The organism is Rhodoflexus caldus (assembly GCF_021206925.1).
GTDB classification, from domain to species: Bacteria; Bacteroidota; Bacteroidia; order Cytophagales; family Thermoflexibacteraceae; genus Rhodoflexus; species Rhodoflexus caldus.
Genome location: NZ_JAJPRF010000001.1, coordinates 361,135 through 384,796 on the forward strand (window position 1 = coordinate 361,135; position 23,662 = coordinate 384,796).

A 23,662-nucleotide genomic window follows, 5' to 3' on the forward strand; every position below is an offset into this window, starting at 1 on the left:
TTGTCAAAAGTCTTACGTTACCAAGTTTTTGGAGTGGTGCTATCGTTTGTAAATCCGCATATACTTTTTGCAAAACAGATATCGGCAATACTGTTTTGTGGAACTTGCTGCCTGTTGAGTCATGCGGCAAGTGCTCAAAAGCGCTGGTGGGGAAAAGTAGTGCAGGATACCTCATATATTCAGAGCTACTATAACCATTGGTGCATAACAGCATCGGGCACGGCCAATAATGCACTGCTGAATTTTATTGCATTGCGCAGCGGCAATCGGGCAACCTACCAAACCGATATACCGATTTCCGGTGGTTTGAGCATTGACTACAAATGGTTTACCTTGGGCTTCAACAGCAACCTGACGTATATCAATCTCTACACGGAAGGTGCGGAAAAAGGCATCAGCACGCATAGGAGCTTGCAGGCAGGCATCACAGGCAAGCGGTTGTGGTTGCAATCTTCTTTACAAGAGTATGACGGTTTCTACTTGATTGACGTAAGAAGCAACAACGGCTATCAGTTGCCGCGGGTAGAAAGCCGCAGCGACGTACAAGTTCGTGCACTTTTTTCTTCGGTGCAGTATGTATTTAACCCGCATCGCTATTCGCATGTAGCCACATTGTGGCAGTTGGACAGGCAAATCAGAAGTGCGGGAACGCCTACGGTGGGCATTCTGGTAAACTACTACACGACTTCTGCCGACTCTTCACTGGCTCCCCGCGCCATTCGCTTTGCATTTCCGCGCAGGCAGCAAGGGTTTCGCAGAAGTTTTATCAATGCTTTTGTTACCGCAGGCTATACCTACACCTTTGCATTGCCCCATTCCTGCTTTCTCAATGTGGGTTCGTGGATTGGTTTAGGCATTCAGCGCATCAGCAATGACCCTTCACCCGATGATATGGCCATCAGCTTGGAAAACAACCTGACACTGGGCTACAACGGCAAGCGCATGTATTCCGGTTTGCAGCTAAACGGTAAAGCCTTTGTGGATAACATACTGTCGGGAGAGCCTTATAACCACATTTTCGGGCAAGCAAGGATATTTGTAGGCTATCGTCTGCCCAAAAAAAGCCTTAACCGATGATTGCCGCATCCTCTGTTGCACCGCTACGCACAAGCCTAAAAATGCCTACATTTGAACTGTTTCCAAGCTATTACAACAGTGGCAGTCAAAAAATTATTGCAGGTTTTCAGGCAACGTCTTACCAATCTTTCAGGCAACAATCGTTCGTTGATACTCACGCGGCTGTACATAGGCCAACATATTGATTTACAGCAATATGACTTTGTGCTTGGGAAGCCTGCATTTGATATTGTCCGCCAACTGTTAGCCCATAAGTCGTGGATTCCGCTTTGTCAAATAACCGATGCCCGCGATGCTGCCAATAATCGGGTGAGCTACCTGACGCGGCAACTATACCGCACCACGCAGTCTGTTTTAGAGGAACAAGGGGCTGAAAACCTCTGTGTCGGTTATCCATTTGTGCAGGGCAAACTGAATAACGACACCCTCATCCGCTGCCCGCTGTTGTTTTTTCCTGTTCGTTTGGCCATGCGCAACGACAAATGGGGGCTTGTGCTGCGCGAAGACGTGCCCGTTTCGTTCAACAAAACCTTTCTGCTGGCCTATGCGCACCACAACGGGCAAGCACTCAATCAGTTGCTGAACGAATGGACGTTAGAAAATCCTGCGGAAGATGTTACGGTATTTCTTACGGCACTCTATCGGTTGCTGGAAAACGCCGCGCTGGAAGTGCACTTTAATGCAGAACAGTTTGGTGAGCAGTTGCAGCCTTTTACCTCATTTACCAGAAAAGAACTGGATGCAGTTACGGCTACGGGCAAACTGAAACTTGTACCGGAGGCCGTTCTGGGGCAGTTCCCACAGGCCGACTCTTACTTAGCTCCCGACTACGACGTACTGCTGGCAGATGAGCAGGTGGCAGACTTAGAGATGTTTTTTAACAAAGCGACCGTGCGGCAAGCACCGCGTGAAGAAGAGATAGTAACGCCCTACGAGATAGACGCTGCACAGGAAAAGGCTCTGCGACTGATTAAAAGCGGGCAGTCGCTGGTAGTGCAAGGCCCGCCGGGTACGGGCAAGTCGCAACTGATTGTCAATCTGATTGCCGATGCCATTGCTTCGGGGAAGCGCGTGCTGGTGGTTTGTCAGAAAAAAGCCGCCTTAGATGTCGTTTACAACCGTTTGCAGGAGAAGGAGTTGCACCATTTTGCAGCCTTAGTGCACGATTTTCAGCAAGACCGCGCCCGCATTTACGCCAACATTGCCCGTCAGATTCAGCAGGTGCAGGAAAGGCACGAGCAGCGCGTAGATGTAGAAACCCTGCAAAACGAGCAGCAATTTCTGCAACTGGCACGTCAAATCACACTGCAAGAGCGCGAACTGGAAGATTTCCGCAAAGCATTATTTGATGAGAGTGTGTGCGGCATCAGTGCAAAAAATCTCTACCTGACAAGTTCGCTGCAACAAAAACACATAGCGCTGCCCGATGCTATCCGCGACTATTTTCATGCGGAGAAGGCACAGGCATTTTTGCTTACTTTACAACGCTACATCGCTTATGCGAAGCATACCGATGCGGCAGTTTCGCTGTGGCGCAACCGGTTATCATTTGCCAATCACTCCATCCGCGAGCAGCAGCAAATCCGCCAACTATTGCCGCTTGTACCCGGGCAAATAGCCGCCATTAAGCAATCACTTGCCGAAAAACCGTTGGCGACCTCCTTTGTGCAGAACACATGGGCTACGGTCAATCGCTTGTGCGAGGCTGCAAACGAACTTCGGCAGGAACTTATGCCCCAAACCGATTGTACGCAGTGGGAGGCTTTCAATCGCATTGCTGCCCAATGGATAGGCGAAAGTAAGGCCAAACTGTTTGATGAATGGCATTCGCACGCAACCCATGCGGTTGCTGCTGCGGCAGCATTAGTCCCTCAGCAATTGGAAGAAAACAGCATCCCCCAAGCAAAAGCATTGCTGCAAACCTATCTGCAAGACCATCAAAGCTGGACAGGAAAAATCAAGTGGCTGTTTTCAGGCAAAAAGAAACAAATCGGGGCGTGGCTGGCGCTTTATGGGTTGCCGTTTACCCCCGAGGGCATAACGGCCATGCTGCATCAACTCAATTATTATGAACAATGGCAACGGAGCAAAGCCGCTATGCAATCCCTGTTGCCGTTTTTGCCCTATCCCGAATCGTTCAGAGGAGATGCGTGGGCAGCATTTTTAGTCCAAGCTACGGCTTATCGGCGTTTCCTTCAATCGTGGAAAAAATTTGCCGAACAATGGCTGCCCGATTTTGATGTAAAAAATACTGACTGGCAGCAATTGCCGCTTCTATGGGAACGGCTGGCAAGCGTTTTGACGCAAATCAGAACCTTGCAAACCGCATGGCAGCCTTTCCTTGCACCCGCACAACAGGAGTGGCTATGGGCATACCCCGAAGAAGCCGCCGAGATGCTCCGACAAGCAGAGGAGTGGTTTGAAGACCTTTGTGCGTTGGATGCACTCAAAGAACAATTGAGTGCGGAGGAGCGGCAAACCATTGACTTATTAACTGCCGAAGCCCCCGAACAGTGGGACAGTTGGGCAGCTGTTTTTGATAATTCGTGGCGGCTGGCATGGTTGATGGCATTAGAAAACCGATTTCCCGTGCTGCGGAAAGCAAGCGGCCAGTCCTTATTGCAAACGGCTGCCGAACTCCGCCAAAACGTGGTGCAAAAACAACAACTCAGCCTGCAAATTGCACAGTCGCGGGCATGGGAACGTGCTTTCAGCAATTTGGAATACAACCGCCTGCAAAATCTGGTGAGCTACCGCGATTTGCTCCATCAGGTGAGCAAAAAACGCGGCATTTGGCCGCTGCGCAAGCTCATTGCCACTCACTGGGAAGAATTGGCCAATCTGGTACCTTGTTGGCTGGTATCGCCCGAGTCCGCATCGGCACTTTTTCCCATGCAAGAGTTATTTGACATGGTCATTTTTGATGAGGCTTCGCAGTGCTTTGCCGAAAAAGGCATCCCTGCCATGTACAGAGGCCGACAGGCAGTCATTGTCGGCGATGATAAGCAACTTGCCCCCTTCGATTTGTACCGTCCGCGCTGGGAGGAAGTAAACCCCGAAGAAGAAATTGCCACCGAATTAGAGGTGGAATCGCTGCTCGACTTAGGCAAGCGCTACCTGCCGCAGATGATGCTAACGGGGCACTACCGAAGTCGTTACCCCGAACTCATCGGTTTTTCCAATCGCTATTTCTATCAGGAAAAATTACAAATGTTGCCCTACAAAACCGACTGGCAACCGCAGCAAAGTGCTATCCGCTTTGTCAAGGTAGAGGGCATCTGGGAAGATAAAACCAATCGGATAGAAGCTGAAACCGTTGTACAAACCATCCGCAAACAACTTGCCCGGCAACCCGACAAAAGCATCGGCATTATCACTTTCAATATTCACCAGCAGCAACTCATCATGGATTTGCTGGAACAGAGCGATATAGTTCTGCCCGAATCACTTTTTGTCAAAAATATTGAAAATGTGCAGGGCGATGAGCGCGATTGCATCATTTTTTCGGTGGGATATGCCCCGACCGCTTCGGGCAGAATGCAACTCAACTTTGGCAGCCTGAGTCAGGCAAAAGGTGAAAACCGCCTGAACGTGGCCGTTACGCGTGCCCGCGAGCAAATTGTAGTAATAAGCAGTATTTACCCGCAACAATTACAGGTAGAAAACACCGCCAACGAAGGCGCCCGTCTGCTGCGGGCTTATCTGGAATATGCCTTTGCTGTATCGCAACAAGGCTTTCATGCCAACCAAGTATGGAATGCCGCCACCCGACCTACCTCTGCCCCTACACTTGCACAACGTTTGCAGGCAGCCGATGAGCGTTTGCGACCGGGACATCCCTTTGCCGACCTCATCGCAATTGATACGGGCGAACATCCGACAGAGATGATTATGACCGATGATTTGACACTTTATCGGGCTGTTTCTGCACGAAGTGTATTTGTTTATCAACCGCTGCACTTTACCCGCAAGCTGTGGCAGTATCGGTATGTATTTAGCAGAAATTGGTGGAAAAATAATTAAATTATTTGCAAATATTCGCCTAATTGGTATTTTTAACACAATAACCGACCTAATCCTTCTTTTACTACTCTCTTATTTGCAAAACAGGGGTAATGGTGAAGGTGAGTGTCGAATGAACCTTGTACAAACATCTATGTCAGCAGATTTGGTATCATTGCTTACCCCTCGTGAAAGAGAGGTATTAAAACTTATTGCCCAAGGTATGCGAAACAAGCAAATTGGCGAAAAATTAGATATATCTGAGCAAACCGTAGAGACACATCGCAAGCATATCAAACGGAAACTGCAAGCTAAACATACTACCGATTTGGTGAAAATGGCAGAATATTTGGGTTGAGCGGTTCGCTGAACTTAACCCGTAAAAATCAGGAATGTTTTATGCAAAAAGCCACCTCACGCATACTGAGGTGGCTTTTTGCATTACTCCTGCAAAGGAAGATTACGTTTTTTATACTCTTACCAATTCAAAAGTATATTCGGGTTCTGTTTTATCCACATTGCGAGGCAATTTGAAGCGGATACGCAGGCTGTTCTCGGTAGATTCCAGCACGGTCAGCGTGATTTCATTGGGTGTACCTCTGTCCAAAATAATCTGGGTATTATTGGCTCCCAGCGCCCAAGTGCCGGTATTGGCCGGATTAATGTTGGGGCGGGCAGGTGCGTTGCCGGGGATTACGTTGTAATTGGTCGGATTGCCGGATGCACTTTGGAAGGTAATGCGAAATGCCGTATAGTTACCTGTATTGTCGGGGTTACCGTTCAACAAAACTCTTGATACGCGCCATGTTCCGGAAATAAGTTCCAGAGGTGTTTTTGCAGTTGCACCACCCCCGCCACATTTGGACGACATGAACACTAAGCCGGCGAACATCAACAAGAGTGTCAGAAAAGAAGCATGTTTTTTCATCATAATCGGACAAAGGTCATTAGTAAACAAATATACTGAAATATCACTTAAAATCTGCAATAGCGAGCGAATCTGTACAAAGCTCTATTTCTGCGGGCAGATTGGATGCTATGATAATCGTGCGATGCTGTTGTGTCGCAATTTGTTCTTGAAACCACCGCGTATTGGCTGCATCAAAGTTGGTTGTCGGCTCGTCCAGCAATAGTACAGGCGTGCGGCTGAACAGTGCCAGTGCCAGTTTGAGTTTTTGTTTCATGCCCGACGACAGAAAACGAACCTCCCGATTGCGTGCTTTTTCAAGTTGAGTAATTGCCAGCAATTCATCAGCTTGTACGCTCAAAGGTTTTAACAGATGGTGAAGCCGAATGGTTTCTGCAACGGAAAATTCTTCTATCAGCTCCATGTAAGGAGCGGCAAAAGCAATCTGCCGAAAAATATTTTCTTCGCTTGTTGCCCCGTAGCTCACGGTTCCTTCCGAGGCAGGGATGATACCTGCCAATATTTTCATCAAAGTGGATTTCCCGCTGCCGTTGGCGCCTATTATCGCATAGGACTGCCCTGAGCGAAAAGTGGTTGTCAGGCGGCGGAAAATCCACTCAAAGCCAAAGCGTTTGCCTAAGTTGTCGGTGGTAATCTGCATGGCTATTCGTCCGAATCGCCGGAGGTGCTTTTAGCCAATCCTTTCATAAGCCCGCGTGTGGCGTTTTTAACAAACGCCAGCACTTCATCGCGCTCGGCGGAAGGGGCTATTTCTTGCTCAATGGCAGCAATGGCGCGGGAATTGTTCAATCCACTCAGGTAGAGCAGGCGATACACGTCCTGAATATCGCTAATTTGCTCAGGGGTAAAGCCGCGGCGGCGCAACCCAATGGAGTTGATGCCAATGTAACTCAAAGGTTCACGACCGGCTTTGGTATATGGCGGTACATCTTTGCGTACGAGCGAGCCGCCCGAAATCATGGCGTGTTTGCCGATTTTGACGAACTGATGAACGGCACTTGTACCGCCGATAACGGCATAGTCGCCAATTTCAACATGCCCTGCCAATTGTACTGAATTGGCTATCACGCAGTTGTTGCCCACAATGCAGTCGTGGGCAACGTGTACATATGCCATCAGCAGGCAGTTGCTGCCGACAATGGTGGTGTATTTATCTTTTGTACCGCGGCTGACAGTTACACACTCGCGGATGGTGGTGTTGTCGCCAATAACGGCGGTGGTTTCTTCGCCCTCAAATTTGAGGTCTTGCGGTATGCCTGCAATCACTGCACCGGGAAAAATCCGGCAGTTTTTGCCAATTCTTGCACCGGGAAAAATAACCGCATGAGAGCCAATCCACGAACCTTCGCCAATTTCAGTATTATCATGGATGACAGCAAAGGGTTCAATGGTTACGTTCTCGGCTATTTTGGCACCCGGATGAATATAAGCCAAAGGTTGATTCATAAGGAGCTATTGGAAATTCAAAAGTAGTAAGTTTTTATACTTCGCGGGCATCTTTCTTGAAAAGGCTGGCTGTCAGTACGGCTTCGCACACAAGGTTGCCGGCCACAAATGCCTGTCCTTTCATTTTGAAGATACCGCGTTTGATAGGTGCAGTCAGCTCGCAGCGGATGACAAGCGTATCGCCGGGAAGCACCATTTTCTTAAATCGGCACTCGTCTATGCCTAAGAAATAAGTCCAGTAATTGTTGGGGTCATCTACGGTGCTGAGCGCAAAAATGCCACCTGTTTGTGCCATCGCTTCAATTTGGAGCACGCCCGGCATAACAGGGTTGCCCGGGAAGTGCCCTTGGAAGAACGATTCGTTCATTGTGATGTTTTTTACGCCGATAACAGATTTGTCGTCCAAGTGGATGATTTTGTCTATCAGCAGCATGGGGTAGCGATGCGGCAGTTTTTGAGTAATCTGATTGATGTTCAGGATAGGTGTGGTGGCAGGGTCGTAAGCAGGTGCTTGGTCGGGCTGTATTTTCTTCATTGCCCGCTTAATCTTGCGTGCAAATGCCACATTTGCTGCATGTCCGGGGCGCGCAGCAAGGATCTGTGCACGGAGCGGCTTGCCTACCAGCGCCAAATCGCCTACCAAATCCAACAGTTTGTGGCGGGCAGGTTCGTTTTTGTAGCGCAGTTCAATATTGTTCAGGATGCCTTCCTGTTTTACTTCTACTTTTTCTTTGTTGAACAGTTTGGCCAAGTGCTCCAACTCCTCATCTTTTACTACTCTGTCCACAATCACGATGGCATTGTTCAGGTCGCCGCCTTTGATGAGGTTGTTTTTGTGCAGCATCTCGAGCTCGTGCAGGAAGCAGAACGTGCGACAAGAAGCGATTTCATCGGCAAACTGGCTGATATCGTTCAGGTAGGCGTGTTGGCTGCCCAGTACGGGAGAGTTGTAATCAACCATTACCGTCAGGCGGTAGTCGTTCAGCGGCAGGGCTGCCAGTTCAACATTGCGCTCCGGCTCGGAATAAAAAATACCGCTTGGCACATCAAAGAAATCGCGCATGACGTTCTGTTCTTCCAGACCTGCCTCGCGCAGTTGCTCGATGAACTGAATAGAGCTGCCGTCCATAATTGGTGGCTCGGGGCCATCTATCTGAATCAGCACGTTGTCTATTTGCATACCTACCAAAGCTGCCAGCGTATGCTCAACGGTATTAATACGTGCTCCGCTTTGCTCTATGGTTGTACCACGCGATACGTCTACCACAAGGTCTGCATCTGCATCTACGGTGGGCATCCCGGGCAGGTCGGTTCGCTGGAATTTGATACCGTGCCCAGGCCTTGCAGGAAGGAAGGTCATATTAGACACAACACCTGTGTGCAGCCCAACACCTGAAACAGTTACTGATTTTTTAATCGTATGTTGTCTGGTTTCCATTTGATTTATTCCTGAGACTTATTGGCAATTGTTTTTTCTATCGCATCTAATCGCTTAACCATTTCAGGCAGCTTTTTGAATACGGCAAAAGAACGCATGTAGTCTTTTACGTCTATCACCGGCGAGCCTACCAATACCTGATTTTCTTCTTTGATGCTTTTGATGATGCCGGCTTGCGCGCCTATGTTCGTGCGGTTAGCAACCTTAATATGGCCTGCAAAGCCGACCTGACCTGCTATCATACAGCTTTCGCCGATTTCGGTAGAACCGGAAATGCCTGTGAGTGCAGCAATGACTGTATTTTTGCCGATTTTTACGTTGTGTGCCACCTGAATCAGGTTGTCGAGTTTCACACCGCTGTGGATGATGGTTTCGCCCATTGTGGCGCGGTCTATCACTGTATTTGCGCCAATATCCACATTGTCTTCAATCACAACGCTGCCTACTTGCGGAACGGCTACATAGGTGCCGTCGGCCTGTGGAGCAAAACCGAAACCGTCGCTGCCGATAACTGCGCCCGAGTGGATGGTGCAGTTGTTGCCGATGGTGCAGTTGTGATAAATTTTCACCCCTGCGTAAATGGTGGTATTATCGCCTATAACGGTGTTGTCTCCAATATGCACCTGCGGGTAGATTTTCACATTCCTGCCGATTTTTACACCATGCCCGATGTAGGCAAATGCACCTACGTACACATCGCTGCCTATTTGTGCGGAAGGGGCAATGTAGCTGGGTTGTTCAATACCTATCTTCACGCCTGCGGCCTGCATCAGTTTTTGATATTCGCTCAAAAGTTGGCTGAATGCCACATAGGCATCATCTACGCGAATAAGTGTAGCACTGATTTCCTTTTTAGGGACAAAATCTTTATTGACTATGATGGCAGCGGCTTCGGTAGTGTAGGCATAAGGCTCATAGAGCATGTTAGCTAAAAATACAATGTCGGTTGCGGTGGCTTCCTGTATTTTGGCTAATCCTTTGATGATGCGCCGGCTATCGCCTTCTATCTCTCCGTTCAATAATCCGGCTACTTGTTGTACCGTGAATTCCATTTACATTCAGACACTTAGATGTGTGCTTTAAAAAAAATTTTACAAAGATAAACTTTTATTTAGGATGGCATAAAAAGTACTTCTTAACAATTTTCGAGAGAGCCTTAATGTTGGGTAAATCGGAGGCTTCGGCAACGTCTTTCAGTTCGCCGCGCCTTGTGGCAATCAGAATCCCCTCGTCTTTGGGTTGGTAAGCTGCATTGGTCAGTCTGCCGTAGGTAACAAAGTATTCCGCATCGGCAAGGCTGATGCCCAATTCCTGTGCCCATTTTTTGCGCTCGGCTTTAATTTCTGCTTCGGGGATTTTCTCATCGCCCATGCGCACTTTGTACAGTTTGCGGTTGAGCAGCATGTTGCTCAGGCGCGAAAGCACGGCATCGGATTCATACTGCCACATTTTAATACAAGCCCAGATGTCGTGGTCGTCCAGTAGGGCAAAGGCTTCTGCATATTTTTCATGGCTTATGAATACTTCCCAACTGACGCTTGTTTCAAAAAACAGCCGCAGCGCAGGGCTCGCAAATACGGGCTTGCCTTCTGCAAACAATTTTCGGGCACGGCGGATGGCTTGGATGAGCATTTGCTCGGTGCTGACAGTGGTTTTGTGCAAATACACCTGCCAATACATCAGCCGACGCGCTACCAGAAAGTTCTCGATGCTGTAAATGCCTTTTTCCGCCACTACGAGCTTGTCGTCTGCCACATCAAGCATTTTGATGATGCGTTCGGGATTGATAGCGCCTTCCTGCACGCCCGTAAAGAAACTGTCGCGTTGCAAGTAGTCCAGTCTGTCCATATCTAACTGGCTGGAAACCAGTTGATGGAAGAACTTGCGCGGATAAGAACCTTTAAATATTTGGAGCGCCAGCGAAAGTGCACCGTCCATCTGTTCATTGAGGCGCTCAATCATGAGCAGGGAGATGTCTTCGTGGTGTACTTTTTCCAGCAAGGCGGTTTCTAATGCGTGCGAAAACGGCCCATGCCCGATGTCGTGCAGCAGGATAGCTGCCAGTGCGGCTTCGTATTCTGCATCCCAGATGTAGTGCCCTTTGGCGCGGAGGTTGTCTAAGGCAAGTGTCATCAGGTGCATAGCGCCCAGTGCATGATGGAAGCGGGTATGAATGGCGCCGGGATAGACCTGTTCGGTCAGCCCTAATTGTTTGATACGGCGCAGGCGCTGAAACCACGGATGGTTGATTAAGTCAAATACCAACCTGTTGGGGATGGTAATAAACCCGTGTACAGGGTCGTTGATGATGGTTTTGCGGCGTAGTTGTGCTGTCATTGACCGTCTTTATCGTCTTTGAGGCGGGCTTTCAGTTCTGCCAGTTCGTTGGCGAAGGGTGCATTTGCATCCGGTTCGGCCTGTGGGTTGAGCGGGCGCTCGGGCGTAGCCTGTACCTGCGATTTGAGCCTTTGGAGGTCGTTATGTACAGAGCCTTTGCTGTCTAAGCCCAAAATGCGGTCAATTTCGGCATCCAGGGAGGTTTGGCTGTTGGACAACTGATGGTAGGCATCTGCCATGGCTTCCTGCTCGGTTACTTTTTCTTTGAGGTTGTCTAACAAGGCAAGCGTACCTTGTGTGTCGGTGCGGGAGAGGCGCTCTTGCAGCGAGCGTGTTGCCTGACTTACCTGTGCCCGTGCTTTGAGTGTTTTTACTTCACCTTCCCACTGGTCTATCTGCATTTTGAGCTGCATGGTCTGCTTCTCCAATTGCTTAACCATTTGCTCGTAGGTTTGCAGCCCTTTTTCGCCTGCCTGCACCCGACGCATGATTTCGTCTTTCTTCATCAGCGCTTGGGTTGCCAACCGGTCGGCTTCGGCTTCTGTTATCAGGCCGTCGCGGGCTTTTTCCAGCAAAAGAATGGCTTTGCGCTCATATTCGTTGGCAACGCGCTTTTGGGCATCGCTTTCATGTTTGGCGCGGATGTAAATAGCTTTTACTTCTGCAAGGCTTTTCAGGCTTTCGCTCAGGTCGCCTTTCAGGTCGCGTATATTTTGCTCTGCGAGCAGGATGGGGTCTTCTGCCTGTTCAACTTTTTTCCCTACAAGGGCTTTTATCACGCGGATGATGCGGGCTAACAGTTCATTCATTTGCCAAATTTTTTCTCGAAGTAGCTGTATGCAATATTAATGCGTTGTGTGATTTGTATGGCAGTTTTTTGTTTGTCCGGTTCGTTAGGGAAGCGGTCGGGGTGATATTTTTTTACCATTAGTTTGTAGGCAGCCTTAATTTGCTCAAAAGTAGCCCCGGGTTGTACTTCCAGCGCCTGATAGTAGCCCAATTCTTCGGCAGAGTAGGCAGGTGGCGGAGGGGTTTGCTCATAAGCAGGTTCGGCGGCCGCTTTCCGCATTTGTTCTTGGTATTGTCTGTACAGTTCGCGCTCCAGCGAGTCCATCTGCGGCTCTTGCGACAGGGCATCTCCTATATTGGCGCGAATGATTTTAAAAATGCGGTCAAACATGGGTTGAATTTTTTAAGTGAGCATATTTCTATCGCTGTTTTACTGAATCTCCTCCTCATCTGTCGGAATGTATATCCGGCTGTCGCGGTAAGGGATAACAGATTTATCTTTCTGTTTGGATTTACGACGTTTCTTTCCAAAAAGTTCCGATACGTGGTTGAAACTTCGGGTGTACATCATGCTTGCGCCTGTGGTGGCGTTTGCACCCAGCAGTGCAGCATTGAACGTATTGGAAATATTGCGGCGATACATTTTCATGCGCACCCTGCCGTCTTGTGTGAGCAGGTATTCTACCGTCCAGTCGCCGGCGATGCTGCTGATGTTGGCCTGATTTTGCACGTTGGTAAAACTGCCGTCGCGGGTGATGCGCATCCGACCGTTCAGGAAGCTGTACGATAATCGCAATTGCATGGTATTCAGTGCATTGGCATCAAATCCGTTGAGGTCTATGTCCACCTCCAAGTTGTCATCTACTTGCGACATCCACGCGCTTAGTTGGTTGGTAATCAGTTCGCTGAGGCTGTTGCCCGCCGACTGCCCAATGCCTTCAAAGGCATTTTCGGGCAATAGTTTCCGCAACATTAACAGGCTGAATACCTGCTTTTGGAGTTCCTGCTCATCGCCTGCCAGCCTTGCCTTAAATGCGGCGATATAGGTTTCTAATGAAATAGGAACGCCACCGGCAACGATAGTGCGCGGATAGTCAAAAAATACGACATCGTATTTGATGAGGGGTTTCAGCAATTCGCCTGTCAGGAACAAATCTACCCGCACGGGATAGCGACGTTTCAGCTCGGGGCGGTTCAGCGTGGCACTGTCTAACTGTGCACCCGATAGAATGGGAGCAAGCGCTACTTTTTGGTCGTAGGAAGCAGTGATGTTCATTTTACCCTTAAACGGGTCGCCGTTCCATGCAATACTGCTGCCCTGATTGATGTCAAAAGACTTATTGAACAGGTTTTGGAAAGTGAATGTGTAAGACCCCTTCACAATTTCCACGTCGCCAAACATGGTGAAGTCACCTTTGGTATCTAAGTCCATCTTCAACTTGCCTCGTGCATTGCCGCGTATAATGTCGCCTGCTTTGCGGTCAAGGATAATTTCCATGTAGGCATCGGGGGTAATGTCCAAATTGAGGGTAATTACCAATTTGGACAAATCCAGCGCGCGTTGGGTTTGCAGTTCGGCCACTACGGTATCTTGTGTTGCCGTGTCGGGTTTTAGCGATACAAAGCGGATGAAGTTTTTTTCCTCGGCGCTTGCATAGCCGTCTAAGGGCATAAAAATGCGCGTTCCCCGTTCACTGGTTGCATTTACGGTAATTTTCAGGTTTTCGGGCGGCCCGAAAATTTCCATTCTGCCCGTTCCGATGGCTGTTCCGTAGTATAGCGCATCTTCGGTCTGTTGGGTGTCCAATACTTTAAAGCGACGAAAATCGCTTGTTACGTCTATGATAAAATTCGTAAAGCCGTAGTGGTAAACACCGCCGTCTACAAATGCTACGTTTTGTTCGTCATCGCGCAGGCGCAGTCGCTTTACGGCAATGCGGTCGTCATCAAACAGGATTCTGTCATCAAAAAAATAGGTAGTGTTCAGGTAATTAACCTTAAATCGGCCGCCCGTAACAAATACCTCTCCCGAAATCTGTGGTGCATCTGCCTGCCCGTACACGCGTAGTTTGCCTTCTGCTCTGCCGCCAAATTGGGAGGCAATTTCCGAAAGGAATGATTCCAATACGTTGATTTCGGTTTGTTTCAGGTCAATATTCAAGTCCAGTTCATTGTCGGACTGCTTGTAGGTGCCGTTGAGCAACAAAACTTCGCGGCTGTCGCGCAGTATCCGCGATTCCATGGCAAGCGATTGTGCCTCCTGATTCCACTTTACAAAGTTGCGGATTTCGCCCAAGAGGAATCCTTCCATTTTAACGTTGTGCGCAAATACAAATCCGTTGGCCTGAATTTGATGGTAGAGGTCTTTCAAAAACACTTTGCCATCGGCTTCGCCCTCTATTTTTTTGCCGACAAAGTTGCTGAGCAGTTCTATGCCTATGCGCCTGATTTCTACTTCCAGAGTAGTTTCCGGGTCTTCCGAAATGCCACCTTTTACGCTGATAAAGCGCTGGCCGTCAGAAAAGTAAAAATCCTTAACGGCTATTTCGCGCCCCTGAATGGTAACGGTTGCCGTGTCGGTATTTTCCCATTTGCGGTTGCTGAGTATGGCAAAAGACGGGTGAAACGCTGCCATGTAGCGTTTTTCGGGAAGGAAGCGGAAATCGCCGCTGATAGCGCCGTGGTCATCGGAATGGGCAGCCTTTGCCGATAGCGTATAGGCTATTTTGTCGCGCAGCCATTCGGCATCTGTCCACAAATTTTGCAACAGTGTATCTGTTTGTCCGCGCTCGGCCGTTTGGTTAAGGTAGGCGGCCTGTATGTTCAGCTTGGCGTTGATTTGGTTAGCGTCCGCAACTTTTACCGTTTGGTAGGCTGCGGCTATTTTCTTTAAAAAGTAGCTGCCGTAGCGCAAGGTGTCGGTAGAAAGCAAAACATCAAAATCTTTGGTTTCGCCGCTGCGAAATTGACCTTTCAGTTCTGTGTTGCGGGCAATGTAAAAATCAGGTACGAAAATTTGTATAAACGGGCTCAGATTTTTAACGCGAATCAGGTAATCTACCGCATAAGGCGTTTCAACAATCGGCTTGCGGGCTTTGAGTTTCTTTGCCAGTTTTTCGCTGTAATATTTTTCTATTACCTCGCGGTCGTTGCCGATGTAGAGCATGTATTCATCTATCAGTTTGCTCAGGTCATCAATGGTGGTCGAGGGTCTAAAATTACCCTCCGACTCGAGGTCTATCAGGTCGGAGCGGATGTAGAAAGTGCGCATTGCGCCATTGCGTTCCGAGTGGAAGTTGAGCGTATCAAAAAGAATGTCCTTTTTGTCGTAGGCAAAGTAGAAACTGTCGAGCCTGATATCACCCGTGAGGTTGTCTAAGGTAAGGCCTTTGAAATTGCAGTCTATACCGGCGCGAGTAACGGAGGGCTTGTCGGTAAAGTTGAGTTTTTCTAAATCTGCTTTTTCCAATGAGGCTTTCAGGCGAATTACACTGTCTTTCAGATTCACCTCTCCCGAGCCGTCAAAAGTAAAGTTGGGGTCATTTACTTTCAGATAACCTTCGGCAATGCCTTTTTTGAGGAAAACATCGGTTTGAATGTTTTTGTAGTTGTAACCGCGAAGCCCCAGCCGACCGATTCGTCCTGCAATGTCGGTTTCCATTTCGTCAATGGAAAAACCTTTCCCTTTGATGCTCACATCCGCATCTATCAGCCCCAGCAGAGAAACCTCCGCCACCTGCCCCAAATGGAAGCCTTCCGTGATAATCTGCCCGCTATATGACTTTTGGTCTAATTTCAGGTTAATATCGGGTTTAATAATACCCAAGGCAGTTTCAAACTGACCGCGTGCCACAAAATCGTTTACATAGCCAACAAATTGCCCGTTGAAGCGCACATCCCCGAATTTTTGCACCGTAGCAAAGTTTTCTTCCGACAGAAACGGCTTTACGTCGTTCATATCCAGCCGCGATTGCCGGAACTGAAACTGCATCAGGGTTTGGTCGGTTTCGGGCAGTCCGTCAAAAGAAAGGTTGCCGTTGATATTGGTGTTCTGTCCGAAATACAGGCGCATATTGCGCACGTTCAGGCGGCTGACATGTCCGTCAATGCTGCCGCTGATATTGGCGCTGATGTCCCAACTTTTCAGTGAAGGGGCAAAATGTGCGATATCGTCCGTATGCAATGTAGTAGAGTCCAGCTCGGCATTGATTCGCACCCGATTGTTAAAGTCGTCCATTGCATCGGGGGTGTCGTAGGTAAGCGATATACGGCGGCGCAAATAACTTTTCCCGATGCGCATATCCAAGTCATCAAAGAAAATACCCTTGTCGCAATAGAGAAAAGAGGTATTGAAGCGGTGAATAGGCCAGTCCAAAGCCAATTCATGAGCCGATAAGTCTTTGATTTGCAACAGAATAGAGTCTTGCACGCTGACAAAATCGCGCACTTCGCCGTTGATTTTGTCTAAGACAAAGTGGTAATAATCAAACTCGTCTTTGCCTATGCCGGCATCTTTTTGCGGGCGGTTATAGCCAAAAGTGCAGTTGTTCAAAACAGCTCTTTCAATAATAAACTTGGCCGTAGAAGGCGTTGTATCGGGCTTGCCGCTGCTGAAAGCATCAATCAATTCGTTGATATTCAGTTCGCCGTCTTTGCCGTCCGAAATCAGATGGAAGGCTACGCTGTCTAATCGGGCGCGGTTCAATACAATGTCTTTGCCTTCTATCAGTGCCATTAAGTCGTAGTCCACTCCTAACTCGGAGGCTGCAATCATTACAGCACCGGCACGGTCTTTCACAAGCACGCCGCGCAGTACCACATTGTCTAACCAACGGATAGCCAAGCGATTGATGCGCATTTCAAAACCTGTCATATCGCTCAGGTAGCGCGTAGCATGGCCACCCAGCCATGTTTGCACAGTGGGGAACTGCAAACCCAGCAAAAGCAGCAATACCAAACTGACCAATGTAAAAAAAGCACTTACCGTGCCTCTCAATACACGGCGCAACAGGCTTTCTCTCGGTGTTTCGGGTACTGCCGACTCGGGCAATATGTCTTTATTGACCTCCATTATTTATGTTTCCATCACTTTTGCCACCGCAAATGTCAAGATTTTTACTCTTGAACCCTTTGCTTAGGTTTACTATACCTGCCAGTTGCGCGGCTGTATGAATTGCCACGCCTGTTCGTTATCGGTCTGTTGTGTTACAACTTCCATTAGCACAGCGCTGTCTGCCGACAACTGAGGCAGCAATTCGGCAAAACGCTCTTTATTATTTACGTAAAGATACGTAAAACCCGCGTCTTCGGCTGCGGAACGTGCGGAAAGCGCCTGCCGCGTTACGAAATATTCGTCGGTTTCGGCGAGCCCGCGTGGCCCGTCTATCATGCGGAAAATACCGCCGCCGCCGTTGTTCAACACGACGATGCGCAAGTTGGGCAGCGCGTAGTTGTGCCATAGCGCATTGCGGTCGTACATGAAGGCAATATCGCCAACCAGCAGCACGTGCAGTTTATCGGGTGAGGCCAGCGCATGTCCCACGGCGGTGCTTACACAACCGTCTATGCCGCTTGTTCCGCGATTGCAGAAAACTTCTACTGCCTGCCAACGTTGCAAACCTACGGCTTGTGCATAGCGTACAGCCATGGAGTTGGCAAGGTGCAACGTTGTGCCCTGCGGCAAAACCTGCATTAACCGATACACAACGGCGGGCTCATTCAATGCGGCCGTTTGCCACAGTTCCTCAAATTGGCGGTCGCCTTTGTGCATATCCACAGGCGGGAAGGGTTGCCATGCCGTTGCTTTTTGTACAAAGGCAGATTTTTCGGCAAGTGTTTGGAAAAACAATAACGGAGATGTTCTGATAATCCGCGTTAAAGACTGGAACACATCGGGAACGCTGCCTGACTCCTGAATGTGCCAATGCTCTTGCGGCGGAAATTTGCGCAGTCGGTTTTTCAGAGCTTTGGATAAAACGGATTGTCCGAAAGTAATCAACAAATCAGGGGGTTGCCATTCGGCCAAATTATTTTCGGTCAGTTGCAAACCTGCCTCATAGCGAAAAACGGCATTGGTTGCGGTGTGAATATTAGAAAAAATATCCCCAAACAGCGGAAAAGGCAGGCGATTGAGCGCTTCTATCAGCGGTTTTTCCATGCGATTTTGCCCTGCTACAAGTAATATTTTTTCTGTTTTTGACAATTTTTCAACAATTGAACACCATGAAGCCTCCGATAATTGCATAGAGCCGCGTTCTTCCGAAAAAATTTTTACGTCTTCATCAAAAGCAATTTCATGCTCGGGTTTGGGGTAAAAAGGCTCGCGAAAGGGCATATTTACATGCACTGCACCGGGCGGAAAAGCAGTGGCGGTATGTATAGCCTCGCTCATTGTGCGATAGATAGCCCACACCGAATCGGGGTGCGAATAGTCTGCGGGGATTTCGTAAGCTGCCTTGCAGTGTTTGCCGTACATATCGCGCTGGCGGATGGTCTGCCCGTCTGCTTGGTCTATCCATTCGGGCGGGCGGTCGGCGGTCAGCAACAGCAGCGGCGCCCTGCTGAAAAAGGCCTCAGCCACAGCAGGCGCATAATTCAACCCTGCCGAGCCCGAAGTGCAAATCAAAGCCACAGGTGCACCCGACTGTTGTGCCATACCCAAAGCAATGAAGGCGGCAGCACGCTCATCGCTAACGCTGTAACATTGTATATCAGGGTGGCGGGCAAAAGCAATGGTCAGCGGCGCATTGCGCGAACCCGGTGAAATAACTGCACGGGTTACACCCAAACGGGCACAAACGGCGGCAATATTAATAATGGGGTAATGAGAATATCGCATGTGCTTTGTTAAATAGTTTCGGGCTTTCTTGCAAAGCTATTTTGTTGATTCAATTACAGATGTAAGACAATAGGCGGATTTCCATGAAATATTTCGCGCTTTTAGCGGTTATTTGTTTGTAACAACTCAGACAAGAATATCACGAGGAGTTACAGAACCGTTTGTCTCATCAAAACTACATTTTATTATGATAACGGAAGTTACCCAAGGCGTTAAAGTATCTGTCAGAACGGAGTATAAGAGTGAGTATTCACGCCCGATGCAAAATCATCACGTATTCACGTATCATATCACGATTGAGAACAACAGTGATTACACCGTGCAACTGATGCGTCGCCATTGGGAAATTTATGACGGAAACGGTACGGTAGCAGAGGTAGATGGCGATGGCGTAATTGGTGAGCAGCCTGTTTTGGCACCCGGTGAAGTGCATGAATATGCTTCCGGTTGTCATCTGAAAAGCGGCATCGGCAAAATGCTGGGCTACTATACCATGGAACGCATCATGGATGGGCAGGAGTTTCCGGTAGCTATCCCTGAGTTTTCGCTGATAGCACCTTATTTGTGCAACTAAATCGGGTGGAAGCGGCTTAATTTGCGCTCAATTCTTTGTCGCTATGTTAAGCTATCTGCATTACTTGATTTCAGCTAAAACCCTGCACGATATTCATTCACCTTTTGTATTCAAACTACATAACGAGGTAACCCTTGCAAGTAAGCACTACTACGACTTTGACGAAATCGAAAGATTTTTTCACCCACTAATAACAGATAAATCTATGGTAAGCAACTTAGGCGCGGTTCACGCGTCTAAGTTTTTTTTTCGCCCTACCGTGGCGCAGATTATCCGAAATTTTGAGCCTTCGCAGCAGATAGCGCACCTGCTCTATAAATTGGCTGATTTCTTTCACCCACAAACGATTGCCGTTATGGGGGGCAATGTAGGTTTGGCAACGCGCTACTTGGCCAAAGGCTGGCATAAAAGCCGCCTTGTGAGCATTGAACCTTGCAAAGACTTGGCACAAATCTCCGACAGCACTGCTCAGGGCTTGCCGCAGTTACGGATTGTGAACACCGACTGGCAATCGGGGGCAGCGGCTATTACAAAAGTTTTCCCGCAGTTAGATTTTTTATGGCTAAACACGCGTCATGCAGACAGCATGTACACCGCATGGCAAAGTTGCCTGCCTGCGCTGCACAGCGGGAGTGTGGCAGTATTCCATTTGCGCTATCGGAGCAGCACCATGGAACAAATGTGGCAAAAGGTCATTGCCGATGAGCGCGTGCGTTTCAGCATTGACCTTTGGGAAACAGGCTTGGTTTTTATGGACGAAAAGCAGCCTAAGCAACATTTTGTTTTGCGTCGGTAATCAACCGAACAAGTCGGGGTCGCGTTCCAGCAAAAGGATGGCGTGTTGCGGTACGATGAAATAGCGCTGCCCGCCATACATAACCTCATAAGCCGATTTTTGCAAAAAGATGGCCAAGTCGCCTTCTTTGGCTTGCAACGGAATGTATTTAACTTTTTCCCCGGGTTCTTTCCATGGTTCGTCTTCATCGGTAGGCAGCGGAATAGGGATGCCGGGGCCTACTTTCATAACATAACCGCTTTGCACGCGTTCGTTCTCCTGTACGCTTGGCGGCAGGTAAAGGCCGCTTTCAGTACGGTCGGCAGGCGATTTGGGTTTAATCAGCACACGGTCGCCTACTACAATGATTTTATCTAAGTTTACTTCCGCCGTTGTCATAGAAGGGGTTGGGGCGATATTTGTTAAGTCAATCATTGGTTGTATAATTATACTTTTGAACACCAATTGCGTTCCTGACTGATTGAAAAACTGTTTTTGATGCGATTGGTTTTCTAACCACAATAATACCACAACCCGCAAACTGACAAAAAGTCATATGACAGAGCCGCTTTTGGAATGTATCCCTAATTTTTCGGAAGGGCGCGATGAACAAGTGATTCGCGCTATTGCAGCTTCTATCACTTCGGTAGCGGCAGTAAAATTATTGGAAATAGATTCGGGTTATGATGCCAATCGGACGGTAATGACTTTTGTAGGCACTCCCGAAGCAGTTTGTGAAGCGGCTTTTCGGGCAATGGCAACGGCAGCCAACCTGATAGATATGCGCCGCCATCGCGGAGCGCACCCACGCATAGGCGCTACGGACGTATGCCCGCTGGTGCCGTTGCACCATGTGAGCATGGAAGAAACCGTACAGTTAGCGCACCGACTTGCCCGACGAGTGGGCAGCGAACTGCAAATTCCGGTGTATTGCTATGAGTATGCGGCCACATCGGAAGAACGCCGCAGCCTGCCGTTTTTGCGCAAAGGAGAATATGAAGGGCTGGCGCGCCGCATGTTGCATTTTAAACCCGACTTCGGCCCTAAAACGTTTCAGCCCAAACCGGGGGCTACGGTAATCGGTGCGCGCAAAATTCTGGTGGCGTGGAATTGCAACCTTGCAACCAAAGATATAGCCATTGCCAAATCAATTGCGGCCGAGGTGCGCACTTCGGGGCGCAAGTTACCCGGCAACTCTTATCCCGAAAAGCAGTTTATTCCGGGCAGGTTGCCCGCCGTGCGTGCCATTGGCTGGCTGATGCCCGAATACGACTGTGTACAGGTTTCTACCAATCTGATAGATATTGATGTTACGCCCATTCATACGGCTTATGAAGAAATCAGCAAAACGGCACTTCGCTACGGCACAAGAGTTACAGGCTCCGAATTGGTGGGGCTGATTCCCTTGAAAGCTATGCTGGAAGCAGGCCGTTACTTTTTTGCGAAGGACAAACAGCCTGTACCCAACGATGAAGGCGCACTCATTGCCAAAGCCGTACAAAGTATGGGGCTGGATGAACTGCGGCCTTTTGAACCCGACAAGAAGATTATTGAGTATGCCATGAAACGTTAGCAGCCTATGCGCCCTTTCTACGATTCATTTTTTCAACCATAAAACAACTTTGCGCCCCATCAGAAACTTGGCCAAGAGGGTTAGCTGCGGCCAATTGATTCCCAACAGGCGGATGGCTTGCAACATATAGCGGATGCTGTCTCTGTAACGGTGGTCTAAGTAGCTGTGAATGGCACAGAATCGGTAGGTGTTGCCCCACAGAAGTGCTTTTTCCTGCTCACTGAGCGTTGTTTGGGAAATAATAAACTCCGTAGCTGCTATACGTCCGGCGATAACGTGGCTGTGGTTGGTCATGGAGCGGTTGTTATGCACAACTACCACATTGGTAACTTCATCTATCAGCAGCAATTGGCGACGGCGGTAGTTCAAAAGGTGAAAAATCCAGTCTTCGCAAAAGTTGAACTGCGGCGGAAAGAGGTGAATATCAGGGCATTCTTTTCGCACGCACACAAATATACCTACCGGATTGCCGCTCAGAAATAGGCGGTAGTCATACCTCCCCCCTGCCAGTTGATTGATTTCATCTTCTGCAATGCCTTCATCGGTTTGCAGCACAAATTTGGTAGCCAGAAAGCACACATCGGGGTTTTCGGTAATGGCACGGGCAAGCGTTGCCAAGTGGTTGGGCTTCATCAGGTCGTCCGAATCATGAAAAACCACGTAGCGACCTTTGGCCAGCAAGAAGCCCGTATTGCGGGCAATAGAGCGTTCTTCATTTTTCTTGCGATGGTAGCGGATGCGCTCATCACGCCGCAACCACTGCTGCATTAGCTGCAGGGTATCGTCAGTACTGCCGTCATCTATCAGTAAAAGTTCAAAATCTGCATAGGTTTGCGCCAGAATGGTTTCCAACACCTGCGGCAAAAAGTCGGCACGGTTATAAGCCGGTATCACAACGGAAAAAAGTGGGGTTGGAGCAGGCATGTCCGTCAGTTATTTTCTTATGGGTTAATTTTCCGAAGGATTTCCGTTACTCTCTCTGCACTGATGCCGACCTGTGAGGCAATTTCGTCTGTTGTTTTCCCTTCTTTACGTAGATTAAACACTTGGAGAACAATCTCAATACCTTGTTCAACCCCCTCTTCCCTTGTCGTATCCAGAGAGTTTTTTAAATCTCTGTACGATTTCAAGCTGTCTTCGTAAGCCTCTGCCTCTTGGCGGCTGAATCGTGCGATTTCGGCTAATTCAAACAGTTTCAGGAAAACCCCCTCACGCAACTCATCAGGCACTCTGTTGAGTTTATTCAAGTTCCGAAGTACATACATCCACTTATCAAAGCGCGTAGTCAGCTCCGTTAGCGGCTTGCTGAATTTGGGCATTTCCAAATAAATAAACGTGAGTTTATCATAAAATACTTTGCACGTTTCTATGTCGGTAAGTTTGACATCATAACGGAATTTATCCGGTTCGGCTTTGTCTTCATCAAACACAAAGTCAAGAATGGCAACGGTATAAACAGCATTGAGTTCAAAATTCCAGTCAGAACCGCGCTGTGCCTGTTCGCGGATGGGGAAGGTGGAGTAGTAAACTGTTCGGTCTTTGAAAAACTTCTGCTTGGTTTTTTGCAGTTCTACGATGAACTTTTCGCCGCGCTCGTTTTCGCAATACAAGTCAAATATCGCCCGCCTGTCGTCTTCGCTGCCGCCTAATCGGTCAGATTTCAAGTAGGTAAGACTTACGATTCTGCCTTGTTCCTGCTTCAACAATTCATTGAGAAAATCCAGCAACAACTCCTTGCTCGGCTCTTCGCCAAAGAGTCGCTTGAAACCGTAATCGGTAAACGGATTGACATATTTTTCTGCAAATTCCATTGTATCTTCCACGGAAAAGAATGGTCAAACGTTGTCCATCAGCAATATTTGAGTAGTTTTTCAGACTTGGTCAG

General features: G+C 48.5%; 19 protein-coding genes. 6 read left to right on the forward strand and 13 right to left on the reverse strand.

What is annotated here, in order from left to right; all coding sequences use genetic code 11:
* Positions 1-114: 114 nt before the first annotated feature.
* The 3 genes from NDK19_RS01495 (at position 115) to NDK19_RS01505 (ending at position 5,437) form a co-directional block, all read left to right on the forward strand.
* Positions 115-1,077, forward strand: coding sequence for a DUF4421 family protein (locus NDK19_RS01495; RefSeq protein WP_250630056.1), 963 nt, complete (start codon positions 115-117; stop codon positions 1,075-1,077).
* A 78-nt stretch (positions 1,078-1,155) separates the two neighbouring features.
* Positions 1,156-5,100 (forward strand): AAA domain-containing protein, encoded by a 3,945-nt coding sequence (locus tag NDK19_RS01500; RefSeq protein ID WP_250630057.1) that lies wholly within the window; start codon positions 1,156-1,158, stop codon positions 5,098-5,100.
* Positions 5,066-5,437 carry a response regulator transcription factor gene (locus NDK19_RS01505; RefSeq protein ID WP_250630058.1) on the forward strand — a complete coding sequence of 124 codons (372 nt, stop codon included), beginning with the start codon at positions 5,066-5,068 and terminating at the stop codon, positions 5,435-5,437. Before NDK19_RS01500 ends, NDK19_RS01505 begins: the two co-directional genes overlap by 35 nt.
* A gap of 111 nt (positions 5,438-5,548) precedes the next feature.
* Here NDK19_RS01505 and NDK19_RS01510 read toward each other — a convergent pair whose 3' ends face one another.
* From NDK19_RS01510 to menD, 10 genes are all read right to left on the reverse strand, one after another.
* Entirely contained in the window at positions 5,549-6,010 is a 462-nt protein-coding gene (locus NDK19_RS01510; protein WP_250630059.1) for a lipocalin family protein, read from the reverse strand.
* A 40-nt stretch (positions 6,011-6,050) separates the two neighbouring features.
* On the reverse strand, positions 6,051-6,647 hold the full coding sequence (locus NDK19_RS01515) for an ABC transporter ATP-binding protein (protein ID WP_250630060.1): 597 nt from the start codon (positions 6,645-6,647) through the stop codon (positions 6,051-6,053).
* A 2-nt stretch (positions 6,648-6,649) separates the two neighbouring features.
* The gene (gene lpxA, locus NDK19_RS01520) at positions 6,650-7,453 is read right to left on the reverse strand and encodes an acyl-ACP--UDP-N-acetylglucosamine O-acyltransferase (RefSeq protein WP_250630061.1); all 804 of its coding nucleotides are present in this window, start codon (positions 7,451-7,453) and stop codon (positions 6,650-6,652) included.
* 34 nt (positions 7,454-7,487) lie between these two features.
* Complete coding sequence (locus tag NDK19_RS01525; protein ID WP_250630062.1) at positions 7,488-8,891, reverse strand: bifunctional UDP-3-O-[3-hydroxymyristoyl] N-acetylglucosamine deacetylase/3-hydroxyacyl-ACP dehydratase; 1,404 nt, start codon at positions 8,889-8,891, stop codon at positions 7,488-7,490.
* Between the two features lie 5 nt (positions 8,892-8,896).
* The gene (gene lpxD / locus NDK19_RS01530) at positions 8,897-9,943 is read right to left on the reverse strand and encodes a UDP-3-O-(3-hydroxymyristoyl)glucosamine N-acyltransferase (RefSeq protein WP_250630063.1); all 1,047 of its coding nucleotides are present in this window, start codon (positions 9,941-9,943) and stop codon (positions 8,897-8,899) included.
* A 55-nt stretch (positions 9,944-9,998) separates the two neighbouring features.
* Positions 9,999-11,228, reverse strand: a complete 1,230-nt coding sequence (locus NDK19_RS01535) for an HD domain-containing protein (RefSeq protein ID WP_250630064.1) — start codon at positions 11,226-11,228, stop codon at positions 9,999-10,001.
* Positions 11,225-12,037, reverse strand: coding sequence for a PspA/IM30 family protein (locus tag NDK19_RS01540; protein WP_250630065.1), 813 nt, complete (start codon positions 12,035-12,037; stop codon positions 11,225-11,227). Before NDK19_RS01540 ends, NDK19_RS01535 begins: the two co-directional genes overlap by 4 nt.
* Positions 12,034-12,408 (reverse strand): J domain-containing protein, encoded by a 375-nt coding sequence (locus NDK19_RS01545; protein WP_250630066.1) that lies wholly within the window; start codon positions 12,406-12,408, stop codon positions 12,034-12,036. Before NDK19_RS01545 ends, NDK19_RS01540 begins: the two co-directional genes overlap by 4 nt.
* A 39-nt stretch (positions 12,409-12,447) precedes the next feature.
* Positions 12,448-17,088: a translocation/assembly module TamB domain-containing protein gene (locus NDK19_RS01550; protein WP_250630067.1), complete on the reverse strand. Its 4,641-nt coding sequence runs from the start codon at positions 17,086-17,088 to the stop codon at positions 12,448-12,450.
* Positions 17,089-17,160: 72 nt separating this feature from the next.
* Positions 17,161-18,855, reverse strand: coding sequence for a 2-succinyl-5-enolpyruvyl-6-hydroxy-3-cyclohexene-1-carboxylic-acid synthase (gene menD, locus NDK19_RS01555; RefSeq protein ID WP_250630068.1), 1,695 nt, complete (start codon positions 18,853-18,855; stop codon positions 17,161-17,163).
* Positions 18,856-19,042: 187 nt separating this feature from the next.
* Here menD and apaG point away from each other — a divergent pair, with 187 nt between their 5' ends.
* Complete coding sequence (apaG, locus tag NDK19_RS01560) at positions 19,043-19,429, forward strand: Co2+/Mg2+ efflux protein ApaG (RefSeq protein ID WP_250630069.1); 387 nt, start codon at positions 19,043-19,045, stop codon at positions 19,427-19,429.
* A 43-nt stretch (positions 19,430-19,472) separates the two neighbouring features.
* Positions 19,473-20,225, forward strand: a complete 753-nt coding sequence (locus NDK19_RS01565) for a hypothetical protein (RefSeq protein WP_250630070.1) — start codon at positions 19,473-19,475, stop codon at positions 20,223-20,225.
* Here the strand turns inward: NDK19_RS01565 and NDK19_RS01570 are convergent, their stop codons facing one another.
* The gene (locus NDK19_RS01570; RefSeq protein WP_250630199.1) at positions 20,226-20,603 is read right to left on the reverse strand and encodes a co-chaperone GroES; all 378 of its coding nucleotides are present in this window, start codon (positions 20,601-20,603) and stop codon (positions 20,226-20,228) included. It abuts the gene before it with no gap.
* 157 nt (positions 20,604-20,760) lie between these two features.
* On the opposite strand from NDK19_RS01570, the gene ftcD reads away from it, so the two are divergent.
* Positions 20,761-21,777, forward strand: coding sequence for a glutamate formimidoyltransferase (ftcD, locus tag NDK19_RS01575; protein WP_250630071.1), 1,017 nt, complete (start codon positions 20,761-20,763; stop codon positions 21,775-21,777).
* Between the two features lie 24 nt (positions 21,778-21,801).
* Here the strand turns inward: ftcD and NDK19_RS01580 are convergent, their stop codons facing one another.
* Positions 21,802-22,701, reverse strand: a complete 900-nt coding sequence (locus NDK19_RS01580) for a glycosyltransferase family 2 protein (protein ID WP_250630072.1) — start codon at positions 22,699-22,701, stop codon at positions 21,802-21,804.
* Between the two features lie 17 nt (positions 22,702-22,718).
* Positions 22,719-23,600, reverse strand: a complete 882-nt coding sequence (locus NDK19_RS01585; protein ID WP_250630073.1) for an Rpn family recombination-promoting nuclease/putative transposase — start codon at positions 23,598-23,600, stop codon at positions 22,719-22,721.
* Positions 23,601-23,662: the final 62 nt, after the last annotated feature.